20 protein-coding genes are annotated in these 23,569 nt (G+C 73.3%); 11 read left to right on the top strand and 9 right to left on the bottom strand.

Annotation, left to right across the window (positions count from 1 at the left end):
- Nucleotides 1-695 precede the first annotated feature (695 nt).
- Both ABZ459_RS04315 and ABZ459_RS04310 read left to right on the top strand, forming a co-directional pair.
- The gene (locus ABZ459_RS04315; RefSeq protein ID WP_357965652.1) at nucleotides 696-2,051 is read left to right on the top strand and encodes a cytochrome ubiquinol oxidase subunit I; all 1,356 of its coding nucleotides are present in this window, start codon (nucleotides 696-698) and stop codon (nucleotides 2,049-2,051) included.
- A 2-nt stretch (nucleotides 2,052-2,053) separates the two neighbouring features.
- Nucleotides 2,054-3,070 carry a cytochrome d ubiquinol oxidase subunit II gene (locus tag ABZ459_RS04310; protein ID WP_357965649.1) on the top strand — a complete coding sequence of 339 codons (1,017 nt, stop codon included), beginning with the start codon at nucleotides 2,054-2,056 and terminating at the stop codon, nucleotides 3,068-3,070.
- On the opposite strand, the gene ABZ459_RS04305 is transcribed toward ABZ459_RS04310, so the two are convergent.
- Nucleotides 3,051-3,545, bottom strand: coding sequence for a carbonic anhydrase (locus ABZ459_RS04305; RefSeq protein WP_357965646.1), 495 nt, complete (start codon nucleotides 3,543-3,545; stop codon nucleotides 3,051-3,053). The genes ABZ459_RS04310 and ABZ459_RS04305 overlap by 20 nt on opposite strands.
- Nucleotides 3,546-3,684: 139 nt before the next feature.
- Here ABZ459_RS04305 and ABZ459_RS04300 point away from each other — a divergent pair, with 139 nt between their 5' ends.
- Nucleotides 3,685-4,005 (top strand): hypothetical protein, encoded by a 321-nt coding sequence (locus ABZ459_RS04300; protein WP_357965643.1) that lies wholly within the window; start codon nucleotides 3,685-3,687, stop codon nucleotides 4,003-4,005.
- Between the two features lie 6 nt (nucleotides 4,006-4,011).
- Here the strand turns inward: ABZ459_RS04300 and ABZ459_RS04295 are convergent, their stop codons facing one another.
- Entirely contained in the window at nucleotides 4,012-4,578 is a 567-nt protein-coding gene (locus ABZ459_RS04295) for a thioredoxin family protein (protein ID WP_357965641.1), read from the bottom strand.
- Nucleotides 4,579-4,629: 51 nt separating this feature from the next.
- On the opposite strand from ABZ459_RS04295, the gene ABZ459_RS04290 reads away from it, so the two are divergent.
- Nucleotides 4,630-5,004 carry a VOC family protein gene (locus ABZ459_RS04290; protein WP_357965639.1) on the top strand — a complete coding sequence of 125 codons (375 nt, stop codon included), beginning with the start codon at nucleotides 4,630-4,632 and terminating at the stop codon, nucleotides 5,002-5,004.
- Nucleotides 5,005-5,094: 90 nt separating this feature from the next.
- Here the strand turns inward: ABZ459_RS04290 and ABZ459_RS04285 are convergent, their stop codons facing one another.
- Nucleotides 5,095-7,596 (bottom strand): DNA topoisomerase IV subunit A, encoded by a 2,502-nt coding sequence (locus tag ABZ459_RS04285; RefSeq protein WP_357965637.1) that lies wholly within the window; start codon nucleotides 7,594-7,596, stop codon nucleotides 5,095-5,097.
- A gap of 123 nt (nucleotides 7,597-7,719) precedes the next feature.
- Between ABZ459_RS04285 and ABZ459_RS04280 the strand changes: the two genes are divergently transcribed.
- Nucleotides 7,720-8,556 (top strand): TauD/TfdA family dioxygenase, encoded by an 837-nt coding sequence (locus ABZ459_RS04280; protein ID WP_357965634.1) that lies wholly within the window; start codon nucleotides 7,720-7,722, stop codon nucleotides 8,554-8,556.
- Here the strand turns inward: ABZ459_RS04280 and ABZ459_RS04275 are convergent.
- Nucleotides 8,546-9,373, bottom strand: a complete 828-nt coding sequence (locus ABZ459_RS04275; protein ID WP_357965631.1) for a hypothetical protein — start codon at nucleotides 9,371-9,373, stop codon at nucleotides 8,546-8,548. The genes ABZ459_RS04280 and ABZ459_RS04275 overlap by 11 nt on opposite strands.
- 155 nt (nucleotides 9,374-9,528) lie before the next feature.
- Here ABZ459_RS04275 and ABZ459_RS04270 point away from each other — a divergent pair, with 155 nt between their 5' ends.
- The gene (locus ABZ459_RS04270; RefSeq protein WP_357965628.1) at nucleotides 9,529-11,616 is read left to right on the top strand and encodes a RecQ family ATP-dependent DNA helicase; all 2,088 of its coding nucleotides are present in this window, start codon (nucleotides 9,529-9,531) and stop codon (nucleotides 11,614-11,616) included.
- A 51-nt stretch (nucleotides 11,617-11,667) separates the two neighbouring features.
- On the opposite strand, the gene ABZ459_RS04265 is transcribed toward ABZ459_RS04270, so the two are convergent.
- The gene (locus ABZ459_RS04265; protein ID WP_357965626.1) at nucleotides 11,668-12,561 is read right to left on the bottom strand and encodes a sugar kinase; all 894 of its coding nucleotides are present in this window, start codon (nucleotides 12,559-12,561) and stop codon (nucleotides 11,668-11,670) included.
- Nucleotides 12,562-12,728: 167 nt separating this feature from the next.
- On the opposite strand from ABZ459_RS04265, the gene ABZ459_RS04260 reads away from it, so the two are divergent.
- From ABZ459_RS04260 to ABZ459_RS04245, 4 genes are all read left to right on the top strand, one after another.
- Nucleotides 12,729-15,398 (top strand): GNAT family N-acetyltransferase, encoded by a 2,670-nt coding sequence (locus tag ABZ459_RS04260; protein WP_357965623.1) that lies wholly within the window; start codon nucleotides 12,729-12,731, stop codon nucleotides 15,396-15,398.
- 96 nt (nucleotides 15,399-15,494) lie between these two features.
- Nucleotides 15,495-16,085 carry a DUF5998 family protein gene (locus tag ABZ459_RS04255; RefSeq protein ID WP_352323634.1) on the top strand — a complete coding sequence of 197 codons (591 nt, stop codon included), beginning with the start codon at nucleotides 15,495-15,497 and terminating at the stop codon, nucleotides 16,083-16,085.
- Nucleotides 16,086-16,177: 92 nt separating this feature from the next.
- A complete protein-coding gene (locus ABZ459_RS04250; protein WP_357965620.1) occupies nucleotides 16,178-17,290 on the top strand; it encodes a nucleotide pyrophosphatase/phosphodiesterase family protein in 1,113 nt (370 codons plus the stop codon).
- A complete protein-coding gene (locus tag ABZ459_RS04245; RefSeq protein ID WP_357965617.1) occupies nucleotides 17,287-18,099 on the top strand; it encodes a sulfurtransferase in 813 nt (270 codons plus the stop codon). The genes ABZ459_RS04250 and ABZ459_RS04245 overlap by 4 nt, the downstream gene beginning before the upstream one ends.
- A gap of 13 nt (nucleotides 18,100-18,112) precedes the next feature.
- Here the strand turns inward: ABZ459_RS04245 and ABZ459_RS04240 are convergent, their stop codons facing one another.
- The 4 genes from ABZ459_RS04240 to ABZ459_RS04225 all read right to left on the bottom strand — a co-directional run bounded on the left by ABZ459_RS04240 (nucleotide 18,113) and on the right by ABZ459_RS04225 (nucleotide 22,839).
- Nucleotides 18,113-20,665, bottom strand: coding sequence for a CHAT domain-containing tetratricopeptide repeat protein (locus ABZ459_RS04240; RefSeq protein ID WP_357965614.1), 2,553 nt, complete (start codon nucleotides 20,663-20,665; stop codon nucleotides 18,113-18,115).
- Between the two features lie 69 nt (nucleotides 20,666-20,734).
- Nucleotides 20,735-21,196 (bottom strand): hypothetical protein, encoded by a 462-nt coding sequence (locus tag ABZ459_RS04235; protein WP_357965611.1) that lies wholly within the window; start codon nucleotides 21,194-21,196, stop codon nucleotides 20,735-20,737.
- Complete coding sequence (locus ABZ459_RS04230; protein WP_352357697.1) at nucleotides 21,193-21,753, bottom strand: sigma-70 family RNA polymerase sigma factor; 561 nt, start codon at nucleotides 21,751-21,753, stop codon at nucleotides 21,193-21,195. The genes ABZ459_RS04235 and ABZ459_RS04230 overlap by 4 nt, the downstream gene beginning before the upstream one ends.
- 72 nt (nucleotides 21,754-21,825) lie before the next feature.
- Complete coding sequence (locus ABZ459_RS04225; protein ID WP_357965608.1) at nucleotides 21,826-22,839, bottom strand: S8/S53 family peptidase; 1,014 nt, start codon at nucleotides 22,837-22,839, stop codon at nucleotides 21,826-21,828.
- A 176-nt stretch (nucleotides 22,840-23,015) separates the two neighbouring features.
- Between ABZ459_RS04225 and ABZ459_RS04220 the strand changes: the two genes are divergently transcribed.
- Nucleotides 23,016-23,510: a DUF3145 domain-containing protein gene (locus tag ABZ459_RS04220; RefSeq protein WP_352323642.1), complete on the top strand. Its 495-nt coding sequence runs from the start codon at nucleotides 23,016-23,018 to the stop codon at nucleotides 23,508-23,510.
- Nucleotides 23,511-23,569 lie beyond the last annotated feature (59 nt).

The raw sequence follows: 23,569 nt of genomic DNA, 5'->3' as shown, positions 1-23,569 counted from the left end.
GAGGGGCGGTTGCTTCCTCCGCCTCGGAGGGCCCGCCCTTGTGGTGCGTCGGTCTTGGGACGTTGAGGGGCGTGCGGTGATGCGCCTTCTGTCGCATGTGGTCTTTCTCCGGCAATTCGTCTCAGAGCCACCGACGGTTCGGCTGTGAGAGTGGGGAGGGGCTCGTGAACAGCGCAGCGCGCCTTGGTTCTGTGTCTGCTGCGTCGCCGCCGAGATGAGCAGCGGTGGCGGCCGCTCGGGCCCAGGTGAGAGTCGGAGCCGAGTGCATCGACCGGCGTCGGCGTGTCGGGCCGTCACCCGTCGCCTGCGCCCTTCGGGTGTGCCCGTGCTGGGCGTGGGAGCCGGTCATCACGGTGGCCGCTGGTGGGAGCATGTCGTGCTTGGGGCGTCGAGGGCCTTGCAGAAGCTTCGTTGGACGGCGTCGCACCGAACCAGCACTGCCCCCAAGGCTCTCAGGGCCTCAGGCGGGCTCTGAAGTCGCGGTTTGGGGCCAGGGCGCCCCATGGGTGTTCTGGGGGCTCCTGGGGCCTCCTGGTGGGGCTGGTGGCCGCGCTGGCGGAGTTCGTGGGGTGACCTGGCGGAAGGACGGTGTGATCGACCGGCCAGCGGGTACGGGCCGGACGCCGCCGTTTCGCGGACGAGTCATGCCAGATCCCCCACGAAGTCACGGGCCGAGGGGCAGGGAGAGGGTGTCGATGGGGGCGACCGCGGGGGCGGTGGTGGATCTGGACGCGGCGCGCATGCAGATGGCGTTGTCGCTCGGCTGGCACATCGTCATCGCCTGTCTCGGCGTCGGCATGCCGGCCATCACCCTGCTGGCCGAGTGGCGGGGGCATCGCACCGGGGACAACAACTACCGCTTGCTGGCACGGCGGTGGGCCAGGGCGCTCGGGGTGCTGTTCGCGGTCGGCGCGGTCTCGGGGACGATCCTGTCGTTCGAGATGGGCCTGCTGTGGCCGGGCATGATGGGCGTGTACGGCGAGGTCATCGGCCTGCCGTTCTCGCTGGAGGGCATCGCGTTCTTCGTCGAGGCCATCTTCCTCGGCATCTACCTCTACGCCTGGGACCGCCTGCGGCCCGTCGCGCACCTGCTGACCGGGATCCCGATCGTGCTGGCGGGGGTTGCCAGCGCGTTCTTCGTGGTCGCCGCCAACGCCTGGATGCAGCAGCCCACCGGGTACGAGGTCGCGGGCGGCCGGATCGTGGCCGTCGATCCATGGGCGGCGATGTTCAACCGGGCCACGCCGCCCCAGACGGTGCACATGATCCTGGCGGCGTTCATGGTGGCCGGTTTCCTGATGGCCGGCGTGTACGCGGTCGCCATGCTGCGCGGCCGGCGCGACCGCTACCACCGGCTCGGCCTGCTGCTGCCGCTCACGGTCGCGGCGGCCGTCACGCCCGTGCAGATCGGCGTCGGCGACTGGGCCGCGCACTTCGTGGCCGAGTACCAGCCGGTCAAGCTGGCCGCCATGGAGGGCGTGTTCCGTACGGGCCGCGGCGTGCCGCTGCACCTGGGCGGGATCGCGGTGGACGGCGAGCTGAAGTACGCCCTGGAGATCCCCTACGGCCTGTCCCTGCTGGCCCACTGGAACCCCGACGCGGAGATCACCGGCCTGGAGCAGGTGCCGGCCGCCGACCGGCCGCCGGTCAACATGGTGCACTGGGCGTTCCAGATCATGGTGCTGATGGGGTTCGCCCTGCTGCTGCTCGCGGCCTGCCTCGCGCTGTCCTGGAAACGGCGGCGTGACCTGCCTGAGTCCCCGTGGTTCCTGCGTGCCGCCGCGTTGTCGGGCGTGGCCGCCGTGCTGGCGCTGGAGAGCGGCTGGGTGGTGACGGAGGTCGGACGCCAGCCGTGGATCGTGTTCCGGGTGATGCGCACGTCGGAGGCGGTCAACCCCGCACCCGGCCTGGTGTACGGGTTCGCGCTGGTCACGGCCGTCTACGTGGCCCTGACCGTGGCCACCGTGTACGTGATGCGCCGCCTGTCCCGCGACGTGCCGGTGCCGCTGGCGCCGCAGGAGCCCGACGTCACCGGCTACAAGGTCGTGTGACGATGCCGCTGCCGCAGATCATGCTGGCCGTCCTGTGGATCGGGCTGACGGCGTACGTCCTGTTCGGGGGCGCCGACTTCGGCGGCGGCGTCTGGGACCTGCTGGCGGGCGGCGCCGAGCGCGGCCGGCGGCGGCGGGACCTGGTGGAGCACTCCATCGGCCCGGTCTGGGAGGCCAACCACGTGTGGTTGATCTTCGTGATCGTGCTGGCCTGGACCGGCGTGCCGGCGGTGTTCGCCTCGGTGGCCTCCACCCTCTACATCCCGCTCACGCTGGTGGCGCTGGGCGTGATCGGGCGCGGCGCGGCGTTCGCGTTCCGCAAGGTCTCCGCGCGGCTCTGGCAGCGGCGGCTGTTCGGCGCCACCTTCGCCTTCTCCTCGGTGGTGACCCCGTTCTTCCTCGGCGCCGCGGCGGGCGGCATCGCCTCCGGACGGGTGCCGCCCGGCATCGCCAAGGGCGACCTGGTCGGGAGCTGGGTCAACCCCACGTCGATGGCGGTCGGCGCGCTGGGCGTCGGCACGGCCGCGTACCTGGCCGCCGTCTACCTGACCCGCGACGCCCGGCGCGGCGGCCAGGAGGACCTGGCCGAGGAGTTCCGGCGGCGGGCGCTGGGCTGCGGCGCGGTGGTCGGCGTGCTGGCGGCGGTGAGCCTGCTCGTGCTGCGCGCCGACGCGCCCGCCCTGTTCGCCGAGCTGACCACCGGCCGCGCCCTGCCGCTGCTGGCGTTGTCGGTGCTGGCCGGGCTGGCCTCGCTGGTGCTGCTGTGGCGACGGGCCTATCTGGCGGTACGCCTCAGCGCCGCGCTGGCCGTGACCGGGCTGCTGTGGGGCTGGGGCGTGGGGCAGTACCCCGTGCTGCTCCCCGGCCTCACCCTCGACCAGGCCGCGGCCACCGACGCGGTGCTGGGGGCCAGCCTGGGCTCGCTGGCCGTCGGCGCGGTCCTGCTGGTCCCGTCGTTGTGGTGGTTGTACGCCACCTTCCAGCGCGAGCGCGGCGAGGTCAGTCGCCGACCGGCGTGAGCAGGCCCGTGCGCACGTCGTAGATCGCGCCCGTCACCGGCATGCCGGCGGGCAGGAACGGGGTCGAGCGGATGCGCGTGAGGTCGTGGCGCAGCGCCTCGCCCTGGTCGGGGACGGTGTGGAACTCCAGGCTGCGGGTGTCCACGCCGCGGGCGCTGGTCAGCTCGTGCACGTCGGCGTCCGTCACCTTGGTCATCCCGCAGTCGGTGTGCGGCATGACCAGGACGCGTTCGACGCCGAGCAGGTACACGGCGAGGACCAGCGTGCGCAGTACGTCGTCGGTGACCCGCGCGCCGGCGTTGCGCAGGATCTTGGCGTCGCCTGGCTGGAGGCCCAGCAGGCCCAGTGGGTCGATGCGGGAGTCCATGCAGGTCACCACGGCAAGCCCGCGGGCTGCCCGGCCGGTGAGCCCGGAGTCGCCGAAGTCCTTGGCGTACTTCGCGTTGGCGGCATACAGGTCGTCGAACGCAGTCATGCCTCAGATCTTCCCTTACGTCCCAAAGATGATGCTTTCCGGGGTGGCGACTGGCGCGAGTTCCCGAAGGTCCCACGAAATTCACTCACCTTGAGTGATGATGTCGTCACCATCTGTATGCCGTCGAAGAAGGTCAGTCGTGAGTAGGTCCGAATCGCTCGCCGCGTATCTCCGCGCTCAGGCCCGGCGCCGCCTCGACCGTGTGGAGTCCAACGACGACGGGCGCAACGCCAGATGCGCGCTGGCCCTGCTCGACACCGCCGCGTACGCCGCCGGCCTGCCCGAGGACGACCCGATCATCCTCATGCTCGACCAGGCGGGCTGCTACGGGCCGCTCGGCTGCGAGGAGTTCGACCCGGGGGAGGCCGGCGTCCGGCTGATCCGGTCGTGGACCGGCGGCGAGCCCCACGAACTCCTGCTCGCCCTGCCCGCCGCCATCGAGGCCGCCACCTCCGCCTGACGGCGGTCAGGCCGCGGGCTCGTTCCCCGGCCGCCACTTGATGCCGCAGCCGATCGAGGCGCGCTGGTCGGCCGGGACGGGATCGCCCGCGAGCAGCGCGTCGATCGCCGCCCGGAGCGAGGAGCCGGTCACCGGGACCGAGTTGCCCGGCCGCGACCCGTCGAACTCTCCCCGGTAGACGAGCCGCAGATCGCCGTCGTAGAGGAAGAAGTCGGGCGTGCAGGCCGCGCGGTAGGCCTTGGCGACGTCCTGGGTGTCGTCCAGCAGGTACGGGAACGGGAACCCCGCGCGCCGGGCCTGTTCGGCAAGGTGTGTGGGATCATCGTCGGGGTAGTTCACGCTGTCGTTGCTGCAGATGCCCACGACCGACAGCCTGGAGCCGTAGCCCGCGGCCAGCGTGCCGAGGCCCGCCTCGAGGTGCCGTACGTAGGGGCAGTGGTTGGACAGGAAGACCACGAGCGTGGCGGGGGAGCCCTTGAGGTCCGCGAGCGAGACGCTGCCGCCGTCGATGGCGGTGAGGTCGAAGGCGGGCGCGGGGGTGCCCAGGGGGACCATGAACGAATTGGCGGCCATGACCTTCATTCTCGTCGGCCGGGATGCCGGCGAAACAAGTCCAGGAGGTGAATGATGACCGGCATCGCGGAGTTCCGTACGACGGTCCTCGACTGCCCGGAGCCCCGGGCGCTCGCCGAGTTCTACTCGCGGTTGCTCGGCTGGCCCGTCACGTACGAGGACGAGACCTGGGTGGTCGTCGAGGACGGCGGCTCGCCCAAGCGCCTGGCCTTCCAGCGCGTGCCCGGCCACCGGCCGCCGACCTGGCCGGAGGGCGACCGGCCGCAGCAGCTCCACATCGACGTCACCGTCACCGACATGGACAAGGCCGAGCGGCAGGTGCTGGAGATCGGCGCGACCAAGCACGAGCGGCAGCCGAGCGAGGACGACAGCTTCCGGGTCTTCCTCGACCCCGCCGGCCACACGTTCTGCCTCTGCCGCGACTGACCGGACGCCCGCTCCCGCACGGGCCTCCAGGCCGTTCAGGGAGCCCGGAGCCGGCGGAGGGGGCCGAGGCCGCCCTCCGCCGGCCGGGGATCACTCCTCCGCGGCCGCCGCCGGCGGCGGCGCGTCGCCCTCCGGCCCCGCGGCCAGGGCGCCGCCGACGGCGCCGATGGTGTGCGTCAGCCGCACGCCGGAGCCGTCGCGGCGGCCGATCTCCTCCGGCAGCGGCACCGGCTTGCCCACCGCCGACACGGCCTTGGCGGGCGCGGGGCCGGCCCAGGCGAGCAGCAGCTCGTCCTCGCCCTTCAGGAACCGCTGGGCCCGCACGCCGCCGGTGGCCCGGCCCTTGGGCGGGAACTCGGCGTAGTCGGAGACCTTGCCGCCCCCGACCTGCGTGCCCGGCAGCGCCGTCGAGGACCCGGCCACGGTGACCACCTGCGCCGGGCGCGAGGGGTCGACCACGCCGAACCAGATCGCCCGGGCGCCGTCGTCGAGCCGGATGCCGGCCATGCCGCCGGCCGGACGACCCTGAGGACGCACCAGCGAGGCCGGGTAACGCAGGAGCTGGGCGTCGGAGGAGATGAAGACCAGGTCGTGGTCCTCGGAGTCGAGCTCGGCGGCGCCCACCACGGTGTCGCCGTCCTTGAGGGTGATCACTTCGAAGTCGTCGCGGTTGGCCGGGTAGTCGGGCACCACCCGCTTGACCACGCCCTGGGCCGTACCGAGCGCCAGCCCGGGGCTGTCGGGGTCGAGCGAGCCGAGGCCGACGACCTTCTCGTCGGGCTGCAACGAGACGAACTCGGAGACCGGATGGCCGCCCGACAACGTCGGCGGGTTGGCCGAGGGCGGCAGCGTCGGCAGGTCGACCACCTGGACCCGGATCAACCGGCCCAAGGACGTCACCACGCCCACCTCGCCGCGTACGGACGTGCGCGCCACCGACACCAGCACGTCGTGCGCCGACCGATCGCCCTCACCGGCCAGCGGAGCCGCGTCGGAGGTGCGGGCCAGCAGCCCCGTGGAGGACAGCAGCGCCCAGCACGGGTCGTCGGCCACCTGGAGCGAGGCCACCGGCGTGCGGGCCACGCCCGGCGCCTCCAGCAGCACGGTACGGCGCGGCGTGGCGTACTTCTTGGCCACCTCGGCCAGCTCGCCCGAGACCACCTGCCGCAGCTTCGCCTCCGAGGACAGGATCTCGGTGAGCGCCGCGATCTCCTCGCTCAGCGTCTCCTTCTCCTGGTCGAGCTCCAGCTTGTCGAACCTGGTCAGCCGGCGCAGCGGCGTGTCGAGGATGTAGGCGGCCTGGATCTCGGTCAGGTCGAAGACCTCCATCAACCGGGCGCGGGCCTGCGCCGAGTCGTCGGAGGAACGGATGACCTGGATGACCTCGTCGATGTTGAGCAGCGCGATGATCAGGCCGTCGACCAGGTGCAGGCGCTCCTCGCGCTTGCGCCGGCGGTACTCGGACCTGCGCCGCACGACCTCCAGCCGGTGGTCGACGTAGACCTGCAGCAGCTCGCGCAGGCCGAGCGTGCGCGGCTCGCCGTCGACCAGGGCGACGTTGTTGATGCCGAAGGTCTCCTCCATCGGCGTGAGCCGGTAGAGCTCCTCCAGGACGGCCTCGGGGATGAAGCCGTTCTTGATCTCGATGACCAGGCGCAGGCCCTTGTGCCGGTCGGTGAGGTCCTTCAGGTCGGCGATGCCCTGGAGCTTCTTGCTGGTCACCAGCTCCTTGATCTTGGTGACCACGCGCTCGGGGCCGACGTTGTAGGGCAGCTCGGTGACGATGATGCCCTTGCGCCGCGGCGTGATCTGCTCGACCGCGCACCTGGCCCGCATGCGGAACGTGCCGCGCCCGGTCTCGTAGGCGTCGCGCACGCCCTGCAGCCCGATGATCGAGCCGCCGGTCGGCAGGTCGGGGCCGGGCACGAACTTCATCAGCTCGTCGAGCGTGGCGTCGGGCTTCTTGATCAGGTGGCGGGCGGCGGCCACGACCTCGGCGAGGTTGTGCGGCGCCATGTTGGTCGCCATGCCGACCGCGATGCCGGTGGTGCCGTTGACCAGCAGGTTGGGGAACGCCGACGGCATGACCGTGGGCTCGGTCTCCTGGCCGTCGTAGTTGGGCTTGAAGTTGACGGTGTCCTCGTCGAGCGACTCCACCATGAGCATCGCCGCCGGGGCCAGCCTGGCCTCGGTGTACCGCATGGCGGCGGGCAGGTCGTCGGGGGAGCCGAAGTTGCCGTGGCCGTCGACCAGCGGCAGGCGCATCGAGAACGGCTGCGCCAGACGCACGAGCGCGTCGTAGATGGCGCTGTCGCCATGGGGGTGGAGCTTGCCCATGACGTCGCCGACGACGCGCGAGGACTTGACGTGGCCGCGGTCGGGACGCAGGCCCATCTCGCTCATGGAGTAGAGGATGCGCCGCTGCACCGGTTTGAGGCCGTCGCGAGCGTCGGGCAGAGCCCGCTGGTAGATCACCGAGTACGCGTACTCGAGATAGCTCTTGCGCATCTCGGAGGAGACGTCGATGTCGACGATCCGCTCCTCGAAGTCCTCAGGCGGGGGTGCAGTCGTACGTCGGGCCATGTCGAACATTGTGCCGAAGAGACTCGGGTGCCCGCGACTCGTCGGCGCGCCGCCCTGGTCTTGACCAAGCAATTGCTTGGGTCTTAACGTCGGAGGCGAGGACCCCGTCCCCCCGCCTCCGGAGGCTCCGCCATGATCGAGTTCCATCCCGTGACCAAGCACATCGGCGCCGAGGTCACCGGGGTCGATCTGCGCAAACCCCTCTCCCCGGAAGACGTCGCGACCCTGCGCGCGGGATGGCTGAGGCACCTGGTGCTGTTCTTCCGCGACCAGCACATCGACGACGAGCAGCACCTGCAGTTCGCCCTCAACTTCGGCACGCTCAACCATCCGGCGTTCAAGAAGGACTCCGGCAGCCCGATCCACGTCCTCGACCAGACCTCCCCGAAAGGCGAGGGCGGGGACGAATGGCACAGCGACAACACCTTCGAGCCCACGCCGCCGATGGGCTCGCTGCTGCGCTGCATGCAACTGCCGAGCGTGGGCGGCGACACCTGCTGGGCCAACACCTACCTGGCCTACGAGACGCTGTCGCCGTCGATCCAGCGGCTGTGCGACGAGCTGACCGCCGTGCACGACATCACGATGTCGATGAAGAAGGCGATCTCCAAGGGGCACCCGTTCGACCTGGCCGAGATCCAGGCCAAATGGCCGCCGATAGAGCGCCCGGTGGTCCGCGTGCACGCCGAGACCGGGCGCAAGGCCCTGTTCGTCAACCGCGCGTCCACCACCCGCCTGGTGGGGCTGAGCGACCGCGAGAACGAGGCCCTGCTGCCGCTGCTCATCGACCACATCCGCTCGCCGGAGTACCAGTGCAGGCTGAACTGGCGTCCCGGCACGCTGGCCTTCTGGGACAACCGCCCCACCCAGCACTACGCGGTCGCCGACTACACCGAACGCCGCCGCATGCACCGCGTCACGATCAACGCCTTCCCCGAGCACGCGGACAAGGAGCGACTCACAGCCTGAGCGAGGCCCAGCTCGACAGGGCGAAGAACAGGAACAGCAGCACCTCCACGCCGTAGACGATGTTGCGTCCGGTCGGGCCGAACAGCACGTACGCCACGGCGGCGAGCGTGCACCCGACCACGAGGAGCACGTCCACCACCCCCAGCACGATCGCCAGCGCGAGGCGCACCAGGAACCACAGGAAGCCCAGGCCGAACCAGCTCGACATCGTGGAGTCGTCGTAGGCCCACCTCGACAGCGCCATGGGGGAGTAGAAGGAGGTGTCCCAGTACTCCTGCCAGCGCTCCCCGACGCCCGCCGACCGCTCCTTGACGGCGGCCTGGGCGTTCTTGAACTCGATGGTCTGCACGGTGCCGTTCGTCACGTCGATGAGCACCTGCCGGCGGACGACCTGGATCACGGCCGTGCCGTTCACCACGGCCATGAACTCGCCGGAACCGCTGTTGACCTTGTAGATGTGGTCGAAGCCCGCCACGTCCGGCTTGTCCGGGCTCTTGCGGGCGTCGCGGACGACCACGTAGAAGGCGTCGTCGTCGGCCTCGGGCAGGTTGTACTCGGCGCCGATCGAGAAGACGCCGACCGGCGTGACCAGCGAGGTCTCCCCCGAGAGCCGCACGACGCCGTCGCTGCCCCACTCCAGCTTCACCGGCAGGAAGGCGGGGTGGTAGGACGCCTTCACGTCGGTCCCGGCGCAGCCCGCCGTGGTGAGGATCATGACGGCCAGCACCACCCGGGCCATCATCTCGAAGTGATCTTTCGTGCTCCTCCGGCGACGCGTCGCCGCCGGTACGACCGGGGTGTGGACAAGCCCCGTCATCAGCCCTCCTGGGGGGCGAAAGCGCTTGACGACTGCTCAACGTCCCGTCCGGCCCCCCGGTTCCGGACGACGGGGCCCGCGCCTTCCGGCCCTTCGACCGGTCGGAGACGCGCGGTGGGCCTGTTCCGTCGGTGGAAGCTGGTAATAAGGGGGGCATGATTGAAGCCCCCGACGCGGCGATGCTGCGCGAAGAGGCCGAGGAGCGGCTGCGAGCCCTGGCCGGCGACCACGCCCGGCTGCGAGACGACCAGTGGTCCGCCATCGAGGCGCTCGTGCTCGACCGGCGCAGGGTCCTCGTCGTGCAGCGCACCGGCTGGGGCAAGTCCGCCGTCTACTTCGTGGCCACCGCCCTGCTGCGCGAGCTCGGCGAGGGCCCCACGGTCATCGTCTCGCCGCTGCTCGCCCTCATGCGCAACCAGATCGCCGCCGCCGAGCGCGCCGGCATCAGGGCCGTCACGATCAACTCCGCCAACCCCGAGGCGTGGGAGGAGATCTACGGCCAGGTCGCCGAGGGCATGGTCGACGTGCTGCTGGTCAGCCCCGAGCGGCTCAACAACCCCGACTTCCGCGACAACGTGCTGCCCGAGCTGGCCGAGAGCGCCGGGCTCGTGGTCGTCGACGAGGCCCACTGCATCTCCGACTGGGGCCACGACTTCCGGCCCGACTACCGCCGGCTCGCCACGCTGTTCGACGAGCTGCCGCCCGGCATCCCGGTGCTGGCCACCACCGCCACGGCCAACGCCCGCGTCACCCGCGACGTCGCCGAGCAGATGGGCGAGGGCACGTTCGTGCTGCGCGGCCCGCTGGAGCGCGAGAGCCTCCACCTGAGCGTCGTCCAGCTGCCCTCGGCCGAGCAGCGCCTGGCCTGGCTGGCCCAGACCCTGCGCGAGCTGCCGGGTTCCGGCATCGTTTATACGCTCACCGTCGCCGCCGCCCACGAGATCGCCGGCTACCTGCGCGAGCAGGGCCACGAGGTGGCCGCCTACTCCGGCCAGACCGACCCGGCCGAGCGGTTGGCCGCGGAGGAGGCGCTGCTCAACAACAAGATCAAGGCGCTGGTCGCCACGAGCGCGCTCGGCATGGGGTTCGACAAGCCCGACCTGGGCTTCGTCGTGCACGTCGGCGCGCCGCAGTCGCCCGTCGCCTACTACCAGCAGGTCGGCCGGGCCGGGCGCGGCGTCGAGCGGGCCGAGGTCATCCTGCTGCCCGGCACGGAAGACCGCGAGATCTGGGCCTACTTCACCTCCCTGGCCTTCCCTCCCGAGCCCGTCGTGCGCGCCACGCTGCAGGCGCTCGAACAGGGCGGCGTGATGTCCACCCAGGCCCTGGAGACCGCGGTCGACCTGAGCCGCAGCCGCCTGGAGATGATGCTCAAGGTCCTCGACGTCGACGGCGCCGTGCGCCGGGTCAAGGGCGGCTGGGAGTCGACCGGCGAGCCCTGGGCCTACGACGCCGAGCGCTACGCCCGCATCGCCGCCGAGCGCAAGGCCGAGCAGGACGCCATGCTGCGCTACCTGACCACCGACGAGTGCCGCGAGCAGTACCTGCGCAGGCACCTCGACGACGAGACCGCCACGCCCTGCGGCCGCTGCGACAACTGCACCGGCCGCCACCGCTCGCCGGAGATCGCCGCCCAGGCCGTCGAGACCGCCCGCGAACGCCTGAGCAGGCCCGGCGTCGAGATCGAGGCGCGCAGGCAGTGGCCCACCGGCCTGGCCGACCTGTCCGGCAGGATCAAGCCCGAGCTGGGCGCCGAGCCCGGCCGCGCGCTCGGCCGGCTGACCGACATCGGCTGGGGCAACCGGCTGCGCGAGCTGCTCGCCGGAGCCGACGGGCCGATGGCCGACGACATGTTCAAGGCCGTCGTCCAGGTGTTGTCGGCTTGGGGCTGGCAGGAACGGCCGGTGGCCGTGGTCAACGTGCCGTCGGCGACGCGCCCGCAGCTCGTGCGCGGCTTCGCCGAACGGCTGGCCCAGGTGGGCCGGCTGACCTACCTGGGCGAGCTGGGCTACCGGGCGGGGTCGCCCGGCCGGCAGTTCAACAGCGCCAAGCGCGTCCAGGCGATCAGGGGCACGCTGGCGATGCCCAAAGACCTCGGCGTCGCGATCGCCCAGTGCGGCGGCCCGGTGCTGCTGATCGACGACCGCGTCGACACGGGCTGGACGATGACCCTGGCGGCGGCCCTGATCCGGCACGCGGGCGCGCCGGCGGTGCTGCCGCTCGCGCTGGCCACCACGTCCTGACCGGCGAGAGGAAGCCCGGCCGGGGCAGGAGAAGCCCGGCCGGGGAGCGGGTCAGAACGGCGGGCGCGCGCCCAGGTGCATGATGGCCTTGGCGGCGAGCCGGCACCCGGCGGCCAGCGACTCGGCCGGCGGCTTGCCGGCCAGCCACGGCGGCAGGAACCCGGCCGAGAACGCGTCGCCCGCGCCCGTGCCGTCAACGATCTTGTCGACCGGCTCGGCGGCCACCCGGACCGGGTCGGGGCGGCCGTTGCTGAACCACAGCGCGCCCTCGGCGTTCATCTTGATGACGACCTGCGGGAACCACGCGGTGAGCACCTTGGCGGCGGCCTCGGCGTCGTCGCGGCCGGTCAGCACCTTGGCCTGGTCGATGTTGGCGAACAGCAGCTTCGCGCCGTTGGTCCATTCGAGGAACGGCTCGGCGCCCGTGCGCTCCAGCGGCGCCGAGGAGGCGCAGTCGACCGAGATCGACATGCCCGTGCGGCGCGCCATGTCGAGCGCCGCCAGGCCGGCGTCGCGCGAGCCCTCGTTGACCAGCGTGTAGCCCGACAGGTGCAGGTGGGCGCCCGAGGTGAACAGGTCGCGCGGCAGGTCTTCGGGGGACAGGGCGGCGTTGGCGCCCGGGTCGGAGAGCATCGTGCGCTCGCCCTTGTGCGTGACGAGCACCACGCAGGTGCCGGTGGGCCGCTCGGGATCCATGACGAGCCGGGCGTCGACGCCGTAGCCCATCAGCTCCATGTCGCGGTTGCGGCCGGTGATGTCGGCGCCCCGGCGGCCGATGAAGGCCACCTCCGCGCCCTCGACGGCGAGCCACGAGGCGATGTTGGCGCCGGAGCCGCCGCCGTGCATCGTCACGATCGCGGGCGTGTCGCTCGCGCGGGCGAGCGCGTAACGGGCGCGCGCGACCGCGTCGGTCATGAGATCGCCCACCACGACGACCCGCGTCATGATGCCACCACCTTGCTGCCTTCAGAACGACCCTGGCCACGGCAAAACTAACAGCTTCCGGGCTGTTCGTGGGGCTGACCCCGGACACCGGGCAGCAGTCGATGCACAAGCGTTGCCCAAGAGGCCCACCGGTCTTGGCATGTGGGATGCGGGTTTACGCTCGTGGCGTGGAGGCACAGTATCCGGCTCACTGGGAGGCCGACGTCGTCCTGGCCGACGGGGGCACCGCGCACGTGCGCCCCATCAGGCCCGCCGACGCCGACCGTCTCCGTGCTTTCTACTCCCGTCTGTCGGCCGAGTCGATCTATTTCCGGTTCTTCGGCCCCCGGCCCCGGCTGTCCGACCGCGACGTCGAGCGCTTCACCAACGTCGACTACGACAACCGCGTGGCCCTCATCGCCACCATCGGCGCCGAGATGGTCGCGGTCATCCGCTACGACCGCACCGAGCCGGGCGAGGCCGAGGTCGCCTTCCTGGTCGAGGACGCCCACCAGGGCAGGGGCGTGGCCTCCGTCCTGCTGGAGCACCTGGCGGCCACGGCCCGCGAGCGCGGCATCGAGCGGTTCGTCGCCGACGTGCTGCCCGCCAACATGAAGATGATGGGCGTCCTGCGCCAGGCCGGCTACACCGCGCAGAGCCAGTTCGCCGACGGCGTCGTCCGCATGACCCTCGACCTGACCCCGACCGAGACCTCGGCCGAGGTGACGACCTCGCGCGAGCACCGGGCCGAGTCCCGGTCGATCGCGCGCCTGCTGGCCCCCGGCTCGGTCGCGGTCATCGGCGCCTCGCGCGAGCCCGGCGGCGTCGGCCAGACCGTCCTGCGCAACCTGCTGGCGGCCGACTTCACCGGCCCGGTCTACCCCGTCCACCGCCAGGTGCGGGCCGTCGCGGGCGTGCGGGCCTACCCGAGCGTGACCGAGATCGACGGCGAGGTCGACCTGGCGGTCGTGGCCGTGCCCGCCGAGGGCGTCCTCGACGTGGTCAAGGAGTGCGCGGAGAAAGGCGTCCACGGGCTGGTCGTGGTCTCCTCCGGGTTCGGCGAGACGGGCGCGTCCGGCCGCGCCCGGCAGGACGAGCTGGCCCGCATCGCCCGCTCCTACGGCCTGCGCGTGGTCGGCCCCAACTGCCTGGGCATCGCCAACACCGACCCGGCCGTCAAGCTCAACGCCACGCTGGCCGCCACCGTGCCGGGCCGCGGCCGGGTGGGCTTCTTCAGCCAGTCGGGCGCGCTCGGCACCGCGCTGCTCCAGCGCGTGGCCCAGCGCGGCATGGGCATCTCGTCGTTCGTCTCGGCCGGCAACCGCGCCGACGTCTCGGGCAACGACCTCCTGCAGTACTGGGAGGAGGACGCCGCGACCGAGGTGATCCTGCTCTACCTGGAGTCGCTGGGAAACCCGCGCAAGTTCACCCGGCTGGCCAGGCGCATCGCGCGCAACAAGCCGATCGTGGTGGTCAAGAGCGGCGGCACCCCGGCCGGCCACTCGGCCGAGGAGCTCGGGCTGCCCGACTCCGCGATCAGCTCCCTGTTCGCCCAGGCGGGCCTGATCAGGGTCGACGACCTCATCCAGCTCTTCGACGTGGGCCAGCTGCTGGCCTACCAGCCGCTGCCCGCCGGGCCCAGGGTCGCGCTCGTGACCAACTCCGACGCCCTCGGCCTGCTGGCCGCCGACTCCTGCCTGGCGGCCGGCCTCGAACCGCGCCCGCCGGTCAACCTGGGCGCCGCGGCCGGGCCGGCCGAGTTCGGCGCTGCGCTCGCCGGCGAGCTGGCCGCCGAGGAGGTCGACGCGGCCGTCGTGATCTACATGCCGCCGATCCCCGGCGAGTCGGACGAGGTGGCGGCCGAGCTGCTGCGCGTCTCGCAGGTGTCCGCCAAGCCGGTGCTGGCCACGTTCCGCGGGCATCTCGGCATGCATCCGTCGCTGCGCGTGCCCAGCGGCTCCGGCGGCACGCCCGCACGGGGCTCCATCCCGTCGTACGCGGCGCCGGAGGAGGCGGTCAGGGCCCTGGCCCACGTGGTGCGGTACGCCACCTGGCGGGCGCATCCGGCCGTGCCGCCGCCCGAGCTCGACGGCCTCGACACCGCCCGCGCCCGCGAGCTGGTGCTGGCCGCGCTGTCCGGCGCCCCGGCCCCGGCGGGGGAGGAGCCGGGCGGGTTCGCCGAGCCCGGCCCGCCGGTCGAGATCGACGCCACCGAGCTGCTGTCGTCCTACGGGCTGACCGTCTGGCCCGCCGAGGTCGTCCGCTCGCCGGAGGAGGCCGTCGGCGCCGCCGAACGGCTCGGCTGGCCCGTGGTGCTCAAGGTGGCCGACCCGGGCGCCTCGCGCCGCGCGGGCACCGTACGCCTGGGGCTCACCGGTCCCGAGATGGTGCGCCACGCCTACGCCGAGTTCGCCGACCAGCTCGGCGAGCGGGTCGAGCTGGCCGTGCAGCGCATGGCGCCGCAGCCGGCCGTGCCCACCGTCGTGGGGGTCGTCGAGGACCGCGCGTTCGGGCCGGTGGTCTCGTTCGGGCTCGGCGAGGTCACCGCCCGCCTGCTGCTCGACCAGGGCTTCCGGCTGGCCCCGCTGACCGGCGAGGACGCCGCCGCCCTGGTGCGCTCCGTACGCGCGGCCCCGCTGCTGTTCGGCCAGTACGGCTACCCGCCCGTCGCCGTCCCCGCCCTGGAGGAGCTGCTCGTACGCGTGGGCCGCCTGGCCAACGACCTGCCGCAGGTGGCCCGGCTCGACCTCGACCAGGTGCTGGTGGGGGAGTCGGAGGTGCTGATCCTGGGCGCCCGCGCCACCCTGCGCACCCCGGCCGGACCACGCCTGGACGGCGGCCCGAGACGGCTCTCCTGACCACGCCCACAATGTCGTTCATGTCTAGACAAAGACGTTGATAGAGCGTTATGTCTGGCGGGTGAGTGCACTGCGCGGCCCTGGCAGGATGGAGGCATGAGGGAAACCCGAGTCTCAGCCGCGGGCCTGCGTGAAGCGATCGAGCGCAGCGGCTACTACCCCGACCTCGTCACCGATGCGGTCGAATCCGCGCTGGGCAAGGAGGCCGTGACCGCGTTCGTGGTCCACCACGAGGCCACCTTCGATCCCGCGATGGAGGTCCGCAGGCACGTCACCGTCCTGGTGCTGTCGACGACGAGGCTGCTGGTCTGCCACACCGACGAACACCCGGCGGTCGAGGGCGTCTCGGCCTCCCACGCGTCCACGACCACCGAGGCGGTCCGGCTGAGCCGCGTCCAGTCGGTGGCCGTCACCCGCGTGGTGCCCGACCCGGCCTCCTACGTGCCCGGCGTCCCGCCCACGGAGGTCACCCTCACCATCGGCTGGGGCGCCATCTCCCACGTCGACCTGGAGCCCGCCACCTGCGGCGACGAGAACTGCGACGCCGACCACGGCTACACCGGCGCGATCACGGCCGACGACCTGTCGCTGCGGGTCAGCGAGGCGGCCGACGGCCCAGAGGCGGTCACCCACGTGCTGGCCTTCGCCAAGGCCCTGTCCGAGGCCACCGCCCGAGCCGCCGCCTGACCACGACGGCCCGCCGTTCGGAGCATCGCCCGCCCGCACCCGGTCACCGTCAGGGCCGCCGCCTGACCACCCCCGGCCACTAGGATGTGGGGATGCTGCCGGACTACGGCTCCGGGTCGCTGGCGGACCTCCCCGGTTCGCTGCTGGCCGCCCTCGGCCTGACCGAGCCCAACCCGCTGGCCCTCGACCCCGCGGCGCGCGTCTGCCTGCTCCTGGTCGACGGCCTGGGGGCCGAGCTGCTCCGCGCCCACCCCGAGACCGCCCCCTTCCTGTCCGCCCTGCCCGCCCGCACCCTCACCGCCGGTTTCCCCGCCACCACCGTCACCAGCCTGTGCTCGCTCGGCACCGGCCTGACCCCCGGCGAGCACGGCATGGTCGGCCTGACGCTGGCCGTCCCCGGCACCGGCCACCTGTTCAACTGCCTGCGCTGGACCCTTCCCGGCGGCCTGACGATGGACCCCGAGGAGTGGCAGCCCGCTCCCACCGTCTACCAGCGCGCCGCCGCCCAGGGCGTCGACGCCGTCTACGTCGCCCCCGCCGAGTTCGAGGGCTCCGGCCTGACCAGGGCCGTCTACCGCGGCGTCCGCTACGTGGCCGCCGACGGCGTCGACGACATCGTCGCCCGCGTCGGCGAGGTGCTGCGCGCCGCGCCCCGCACCCACGTCACCGCCTACTACGGCAAGCTCGACGCCGTCGGCCACCTGGCCGGATGGGGTGGCGAGGAGTGGCTGAGCGAGCTCGCCGTGGTCGACGGCCTGGCCCGGCGGCTGGCCGAGACCCTGCCGCCCGGTACGGCCCTCTACGTCACCGCCGACCACGGCATGGTCAACGCCACCGAGAAGATCGACGCCGAGCGGGTGCCCGCGCTGACCGAGGGCGTGGCGCTGCTCGGCGGCGAGGCCCGGGCCAGGCACGTCTACGCCGAGCCCGGAGCCGCGGGGCACGTCCTGGAGGCGTGGCGCGCGACCCTCGGCGACCGCGCCTGGGTAGTGTCCAGGCAGGAGGCGGTCGAGTCCGGCTGGTTCGGGCCCCGGGTGCGCGAGGCGTGGCTGGGCCGCATCGGCGACGTCGTGGCCGTGCCGCGCGCCGGTCTGGCCGTCACCGCCCCCACCCGTCATCCGATCGAGGCGCTGTTCACCGGCTACCACGGCTCGCTGACCGCCGCCGAGCTCAACGTCCCGCTGCTGGAGGTATCCACCCGATGAGTGCGCTGATCACGCCCGCCGAGCTCGCCGCGCTGCCCGACGTGTCCGTGCTCGACGTGCGCTGGCGGCTCGGCGGCCCGCCCGGCGTGGAGCTCTACCGCGAGGGGCACCTCGCCGGCGCCGTCTTCTGCGACGTCGACGCCGACCTCGCCGCGCCCCCCGGCCCCGCCGGCCGCCACCCGCTGCCCGGCGCCGAGGAGTTCCAGCGGGCCATGCGCGCGCTGGGCGTGTCCGACGGTCGCCCGGTCGTGGTCTACGACGACGCCGGCTCCACGACCGCCGCCCGCGCCTGGTGGGCCCTGCGCTACTTCGGCCACCGGTCCGTACGCGTGCTCGACGGCGGCCTGGCGGCCTGGGCCGAGGCCGGCCTGCCGGTCACGAAGGACGAGCCCGACGTCGCGCCGGGCGACTTCACCGCCAGGCCCGGCGGCATGCCGACGCTGACCGCCGACGAAGCCGCCACGGTGGCCGCCGAGGGCGTGCTGCTCGACGCCCGCGCCGCCGAACGGTACCGGGGCGAGGTCGAGCCCGTCGATCCGGTGGCCGGGCACGTGCCCGGCGCGGTGAACGCGCCCACGACCGGCAACGTCGACCAGGGCGGCAGGTTCCTCGCCCCCGCCGTCCTGCGCGACCGCTTCGCCGGGCTGGGCGTGCGCGAGGGCGTCCCGGTGGGCGCCTACTGCGGGTCGGGGGTCACCGCCGCCCACGAGGTGCTGGCCCTGGAGCTGGCCGGCGTGGCCGCGGCGCTCTACGTCGGCTCCTGGTCGAACTGGGTCGCCGACCCGGCCCGCCCGGTGGCCACCGGCTGAGGCCGGAACGCGGTCAGCCGGCCGGGTGGAGCGGCCGGTCGCCCGCCCCGAAACAGACGAACCCCAGCAGGCCGGTCTTGGCCGACGCGCAGGCCAGAGCCGCGTCCGGCGCCTGCCCGGCGGCCAGCAGCTCGTGGAAGGCGCCCATCATGGCCATCGCCGCCTCGTCCCCGATGGGCACCATCCCCGCCACCACGCACGAGCTCCCACGCGCCAGGAACGTGCCCGGCAGCCCCAGCGGCGCCCCCTCCGCCGGCGTACGGGCCATGCCCGAGTTGCACGCCGACAACACGACCAGCTCCGGCGCGCGGTGCAGGCCCAGCAGGTCGTAGGCCATGAGCTGCCCGTCGCCGAGGGTGATGCCGGACAGCAGCGGGCTGCGGGCGTGGAAGGCGCCGTGCGCGGCCAGATGGAGGACGTCGGCCTCGCCGAGCGCCGCCAGCACGTCGTCCCTGCGGCCGGGCACCGCCCGCGCGCCCGGATGGCAGGCCAGCACGCGGGCCACCTCCTCCTCCGCGTGCGCCAGCTCGGGCCCGGCCGCCGCCAGCACCACCGGCGCTCCCTCCCGCACGCGGGCCCGCCGCCGCGCGCCCACCCACGCCGCCGCGCTCGCCGCCACGCTCACGGGACGCTCACGCAGCCCCGGCAGCGCACCCCAGGGCAGGGTGTGCAGCGGCCCCACCGGCACCACCACCAGCGGCCGGTCACCCAGCTCGGCCACGAGCGGCCCCAGCAGCAGCCGCTCCAGCTCCGCGCCGGCGTCGGTCAGCTCGGTGAGCGCCTGGGCGGGACCGGCCACGTCGAGCCCCGCACCCCACTGACGCAGGGCGTGGCGCAGCCGCATGATCGCCTCACGCGCCTGCCGCACGTCGCCCAGCCGCCGCAGGATCAGCCGGTCGGCGGTGATCAGCACCACCAGCAGCGTCTCCTCGTCGGCCACGAACTCCACCAGCGCCGCGCCGTCGAGCGCCGCCCGGACCCGGTCGATCTCCACCAGGCCGCACGCGTGTTCCGGCGCCGCGACCGCGCGCCACCGCTCGGCCCACTCGAACACCTCGCCCGCGCACCCGTCGCGCACCGCCAGGCCCAGCCCGAAGGCGGCCAGCCGCTCCCCGGACCGGGCCGCGTGCGCCCGCAGCGCCGGATCCTCGAACGTCTCCACCTGCCCGCTCACCTCGGCCAGCCCGTCGCGGACCGCCCGCAGCGCCCCCGTGACGTCCTCCCGCAGCGCCGCCTCCAGAGCCAGGGCGTGCTGGCGTACGGTCGCCGGGATCTGCGCGAGCTGCGTGGTCTGCGGCTCGGGGGCCAGCGAGGTCAGGCGGGTGCCGGCCGGCATCCAGCGCTCGGCGCGCTCGGCGTGCCGGGTGAGCCTGCGCAACTGGGCCGAGGCCACCGGATGGTCGTCGACGGAGAGCGCCGCCTCGGCCGCGCTCAGCCGCAGCGCCGCGGCGGCGGCCACGTGCGAGGAGACGTCCTCCAGCTCGTCGGCGCACTTGATCAGATCGGTGACCAGCTCGGACGTGACCGGCCCGACCGCCAGCCGGGCGCGCAGGACGACCTCGCCGGCCAGCGGCAGCCACGACAGCCGCTCCTGCTCGGCCAGCTCGCGCGCCGCCTGCTCGGCCACCTGCCGCGCCCGGTGGGGGTCGCCGGTGAGCAGCTCGACCTGGGCCAGCTTCAGCCGCGCCTCGGCCAGCGCCACCTGCGCGCCGGACGACTCCAGATCGGGCACGGCCAGGCTCAGCATCGCCCTGGCCTCACCGGGCAGGTGCGCCGCCAGCAGCGCGCCGGCGAAGTCGGCCCGCATCGTGGCCAGCCGCTCGGGGAAGCCGAACAGGGTGTCCTCGGCCTCCCGGTAGTGCTCGAACGCGCCCGCGATGTCCCCCCGCCGCACGGCGAGGAACGGCAGGTTGGCGGCCGACAGCCGGGCCAGGTGGCGCAGGCCGGCGTATTGGGCGATCTGCAGGCAGGCCGCGATGTCGCGCATGGCGGCGTCCCAGTCGCCGCGGTAGGCGTGGATCAGGCCGCGGTTGAGCAGGCCGCCGGCCAGGAACCGCCGGTCGTCGACCGTGCCGGGCGCGGACACGAGGGCCCGCAGCGACCGGTCGCAGGCGGCGATGGCCTCCTGGTGGCGGCCCAGGTGGGCCAGGGCGACCGCGCGCTGCGTGTCGAGCTTGGCGCGGTCGAGCGGCGACAGGTAGGCCCAGGCCAGGGCGGCCACGCGCAGGGCCTGGAGCGGGTGCCCGCGCTCGGTGCGCACGGTGACCAGCGACAGCCGCGCCTGGGCCTGGCGCTCGGCCGGAGCGCCCGGGATGGCGATGGCCTGCCGCAGGCAGTGTTCGGCGGCCAGGAGATCGCCCAGCTCGCGGGCGGCCAGCGCCATGGCGCGCAGCGCGATCGCCTCGGCCTCGGGGGCCTCGGCGCGGCGGGCGGCGGCCAGGACGGTGCGGCCGGCGTAAAGGGCCTGCTCGGGATCGACGTGCGCGCGCAGCACGGCGGCCTCGGCCGCCTCGACGAGCGGACCGTGGTCGGCTGCTGATCCTGGTGGGGGAGAAGTGACGCTCATGGCGGGCTGACCGGCGGGGAGGAGGGGTGGGGGCGTACGGCGCGGGCGCGTGCCTGGGCGGCGGCGGCGTCAGGGCCGGATGCGCACCCACCTGGTCTGGACGGGGGCGTGACCGGGACGGTGGTACACGACGCTCAGCCATCCGGGCGGCAGCCCGGTGGCGGCGAACCGGCCGTTCTGGGTGACCTGCCGGGTGAGCGTCAGGTGGGGGGTGCGCACGTCGATGACGGCGCCCTCCCCGGGATCGGGAAAGATCTGCCCGGCGACGTCGATCAGCCCGTCGCCCACGGTCACCTCCAGGTCGAAGGTGAGACCGTCGGTGACGAACCGCACCAGATGGGAGCCGTCGTCGCGGTCGGGCGCACCGGACCGCGCGGCGCGGCCCCCGCCGTGGTCGGCCGGGTTGGCGGTCACCGCCTGGGGAACGCGCAGCCCGTAGATGTCACGCGCGGCGGCCGACACGTGCCCGGGCATCGGATCCATGCCGGCGGCCAGCCGGAGCGCGGCCAGGAAGTACTCGTCGTTGATCATTGCGCTGTCTCCTGTAGTGAGAGCAGAGTGCGCAGTTTCTCCAGGCAGCGGGCCCTGGTCGGCCCCACGCTGCCCACGGGCAACCCGAGCCGCATCGCCATCTGCTGGTTTCCGAGATCGGTCGCGACCAGCTGCAGCAGAGTGCGGCAGGGTTCCTGCAGGGCGGAGACCGACTTCCACAGCAGACGCCTGCCGTCGGCCTCCAGCACGGCGGACGCGGGGTCGGGCTCCTCGACGGCCCCGAAGGTGGGCCTGCCCTCCGGATCGGCGACCAGCAGGCCCGACGGCTCCTTCCGCAGCAGGAGGAGCGCCTCACGGCGGGTGGTGGTCATCAGCCAGCCGCCCACCCGCGAGGGGTCGCGGATGTCGTGCATGTGCTGGAGCAGCCGCAGCCAGGCGCCCTGGACCGCGTCGGCGGCGTCGGCCTCGCCCAGCCCGCACGAACGGGCCAGCGCCCACATGCGCGGGCCGAACCGGGACTCCATCTCGTCCCAGGCGGATCGGTCGCCGTCGGCCGCGTCGCGGAGCAGCTCCGCCGGATCGCGCAAGTCGCTCATGCGGCCTCCTTTCGTCCCGAACGGGGAGGTCATCCTGCCTCCGCGTGATTGGCCGAGGACTGAGCGTAAACTCTACAGACTCGTGGGTACGAGAACTCCCAGATCGGGAATTTGCCGGGACTGCCGGGGGTCGAGCAGTCGTTCGACGGCTTCCTTGGCCGGTTCGCGCCGGGCGGCGTCGGCCACGGCCCCCGACACCAGTGCGGTGGCGAACGACGTGCCGCTCCAGGCCGCGTAGCCGGCGAACTCGCCCGTGTCCAGGAAACTGCTGGTCAGCCAGTCGCCGCGGGCGCAGGCGTCGACCCAGGTGCCGTACCCGGAGAAGGGCGCGCGGCGCTCCTGGGCGGCGTCGAGGGCCGCCACGCCCACCGCGCACGGCAGGGCGGCGGGCCAGAACGGCCGGTCGGAGGCGGTGTTGCCGGCGCAGGCCACCGTCACCGTGTCCTTCAGCGCGCCGATGGCGTCGGACAGCAGGGGCGGCGGCCGGTCGTCGAAGGAGTGGCAGCCGAAGGAGAGGTTGAGCACCTGGGGCGGGTCCTCGCGCATGCGGTGGAGGGTGCGCACCACGGTCGCCTCGTCGCCCAGGCCGTCGCCGTCGAGCACCCGGCGGACCCGCAGCCTGGCGCCCGGCGCCCGGCGGGTCAGCAGGCCGGCCACGAACGTGCCGTGCCCGGCCTGCGCCCCCTGGGCCGCGTCGGCGCTCTCCGGGCCGAGCCTGGCGTACCAGTCGCTGCCCGACCACCACGGGTGCTTGGCCACGCCGGTGTCGAGCAGGGCCACGACCACCTCCGAACGCGACCTGGCCGGCCGGAAGGAGACCGGCGGCGTGGGGAACGGCCGGGACGCCGGCCCGCCGAAGAACAGCGGCTGTCCGGTGAGCACGTGGTTGGGTGAGGCCCGGAAGCCCCGGTCGCGCAGCTCGGCGGTGATCTCGCACGGGTCCACCCCGGCCGACAGGTGCAGGACGGTGACCCCGTCGGCCTCGGAGACCGCCTGCGTCCAGCGGGCGGCGGCCGACACCGCGCCCCGGTCGACCAGCACCTGACCTGGCCGGATGAACGCCTCGCCGACAGATTGCATGTCCATGAGCCGGTATGTTTCCCCGCCCGCCACAACTGTCACGTGACACGCCCGCACCAACTTGGTATGGCCCCCCTCTGGTGTCCGATGGCGACCGACGGTAGTCTTCCCCTAGTCACTTGTGATCATCCCGGGGCGAGGCCGTTGGGGAAGGCGCACCTCGTACCGAAACGGGAGGTCCGGTGTCTGCTCGTGGCGTCCTTTACGTCCACTCGGCTCAGCCCGCGCTGTGCCCTCACATCGAATGGGCAGTCGCGGGTGTCCTCGGCGTGCCCGTTGATCTGACGTGGACACCGCAACCAGCCGCGCCGAACGTCGTGCGCGCGCAGGCGGAGTGGGAGGGCCGCGCCGGCATCGCGGCGGCCATCGCCTCTTCCCTCATGGGCTGGCAGCGCCTGAGATTCGAGATCACCGAGGATCCCTCGCCCGGCGTCGACGGCTCCAGACACGCCTACACGCCGACGCTCGGCGCCTTCACCGCGGTCATCGGCGCGGCCGGCGACATCATGATCCCCGAAGACCGCCTGCGTGCCGCCATGATGATGGCCGCCCAGGGCCGGTGCGTGCTGGAGGACGAGCTCGACAAGCTGCTCGGCCGGCCGTGGGACGAGGAGCTGGAGCCGTTCAGGTACGCCGGCGACGGCGCTCCCGTCCGCTGGCTGCACGCCGCCGTCTGACCTGACCCACCTCCCGCCGAGCGCCTGCCGGGGGCGGCCCGCGGCAGGCACGTCATGCC

It is taken from the genome of Nonomuraea sp. NPDC005692 (genome assembly GCF_040631115.1).
Taxonomy (GTDB): domain Bacteria; phylum Actinomycetota; class Actinomycetes; order Streptosporangiales; family Streptosporangiaceae; genus Nonomuraea.
The sequence above is the reverse complement of the archived record's forward strand: the minus strand, read 5'-3'. Positions and strand labels throughout refer to the sequence as shown.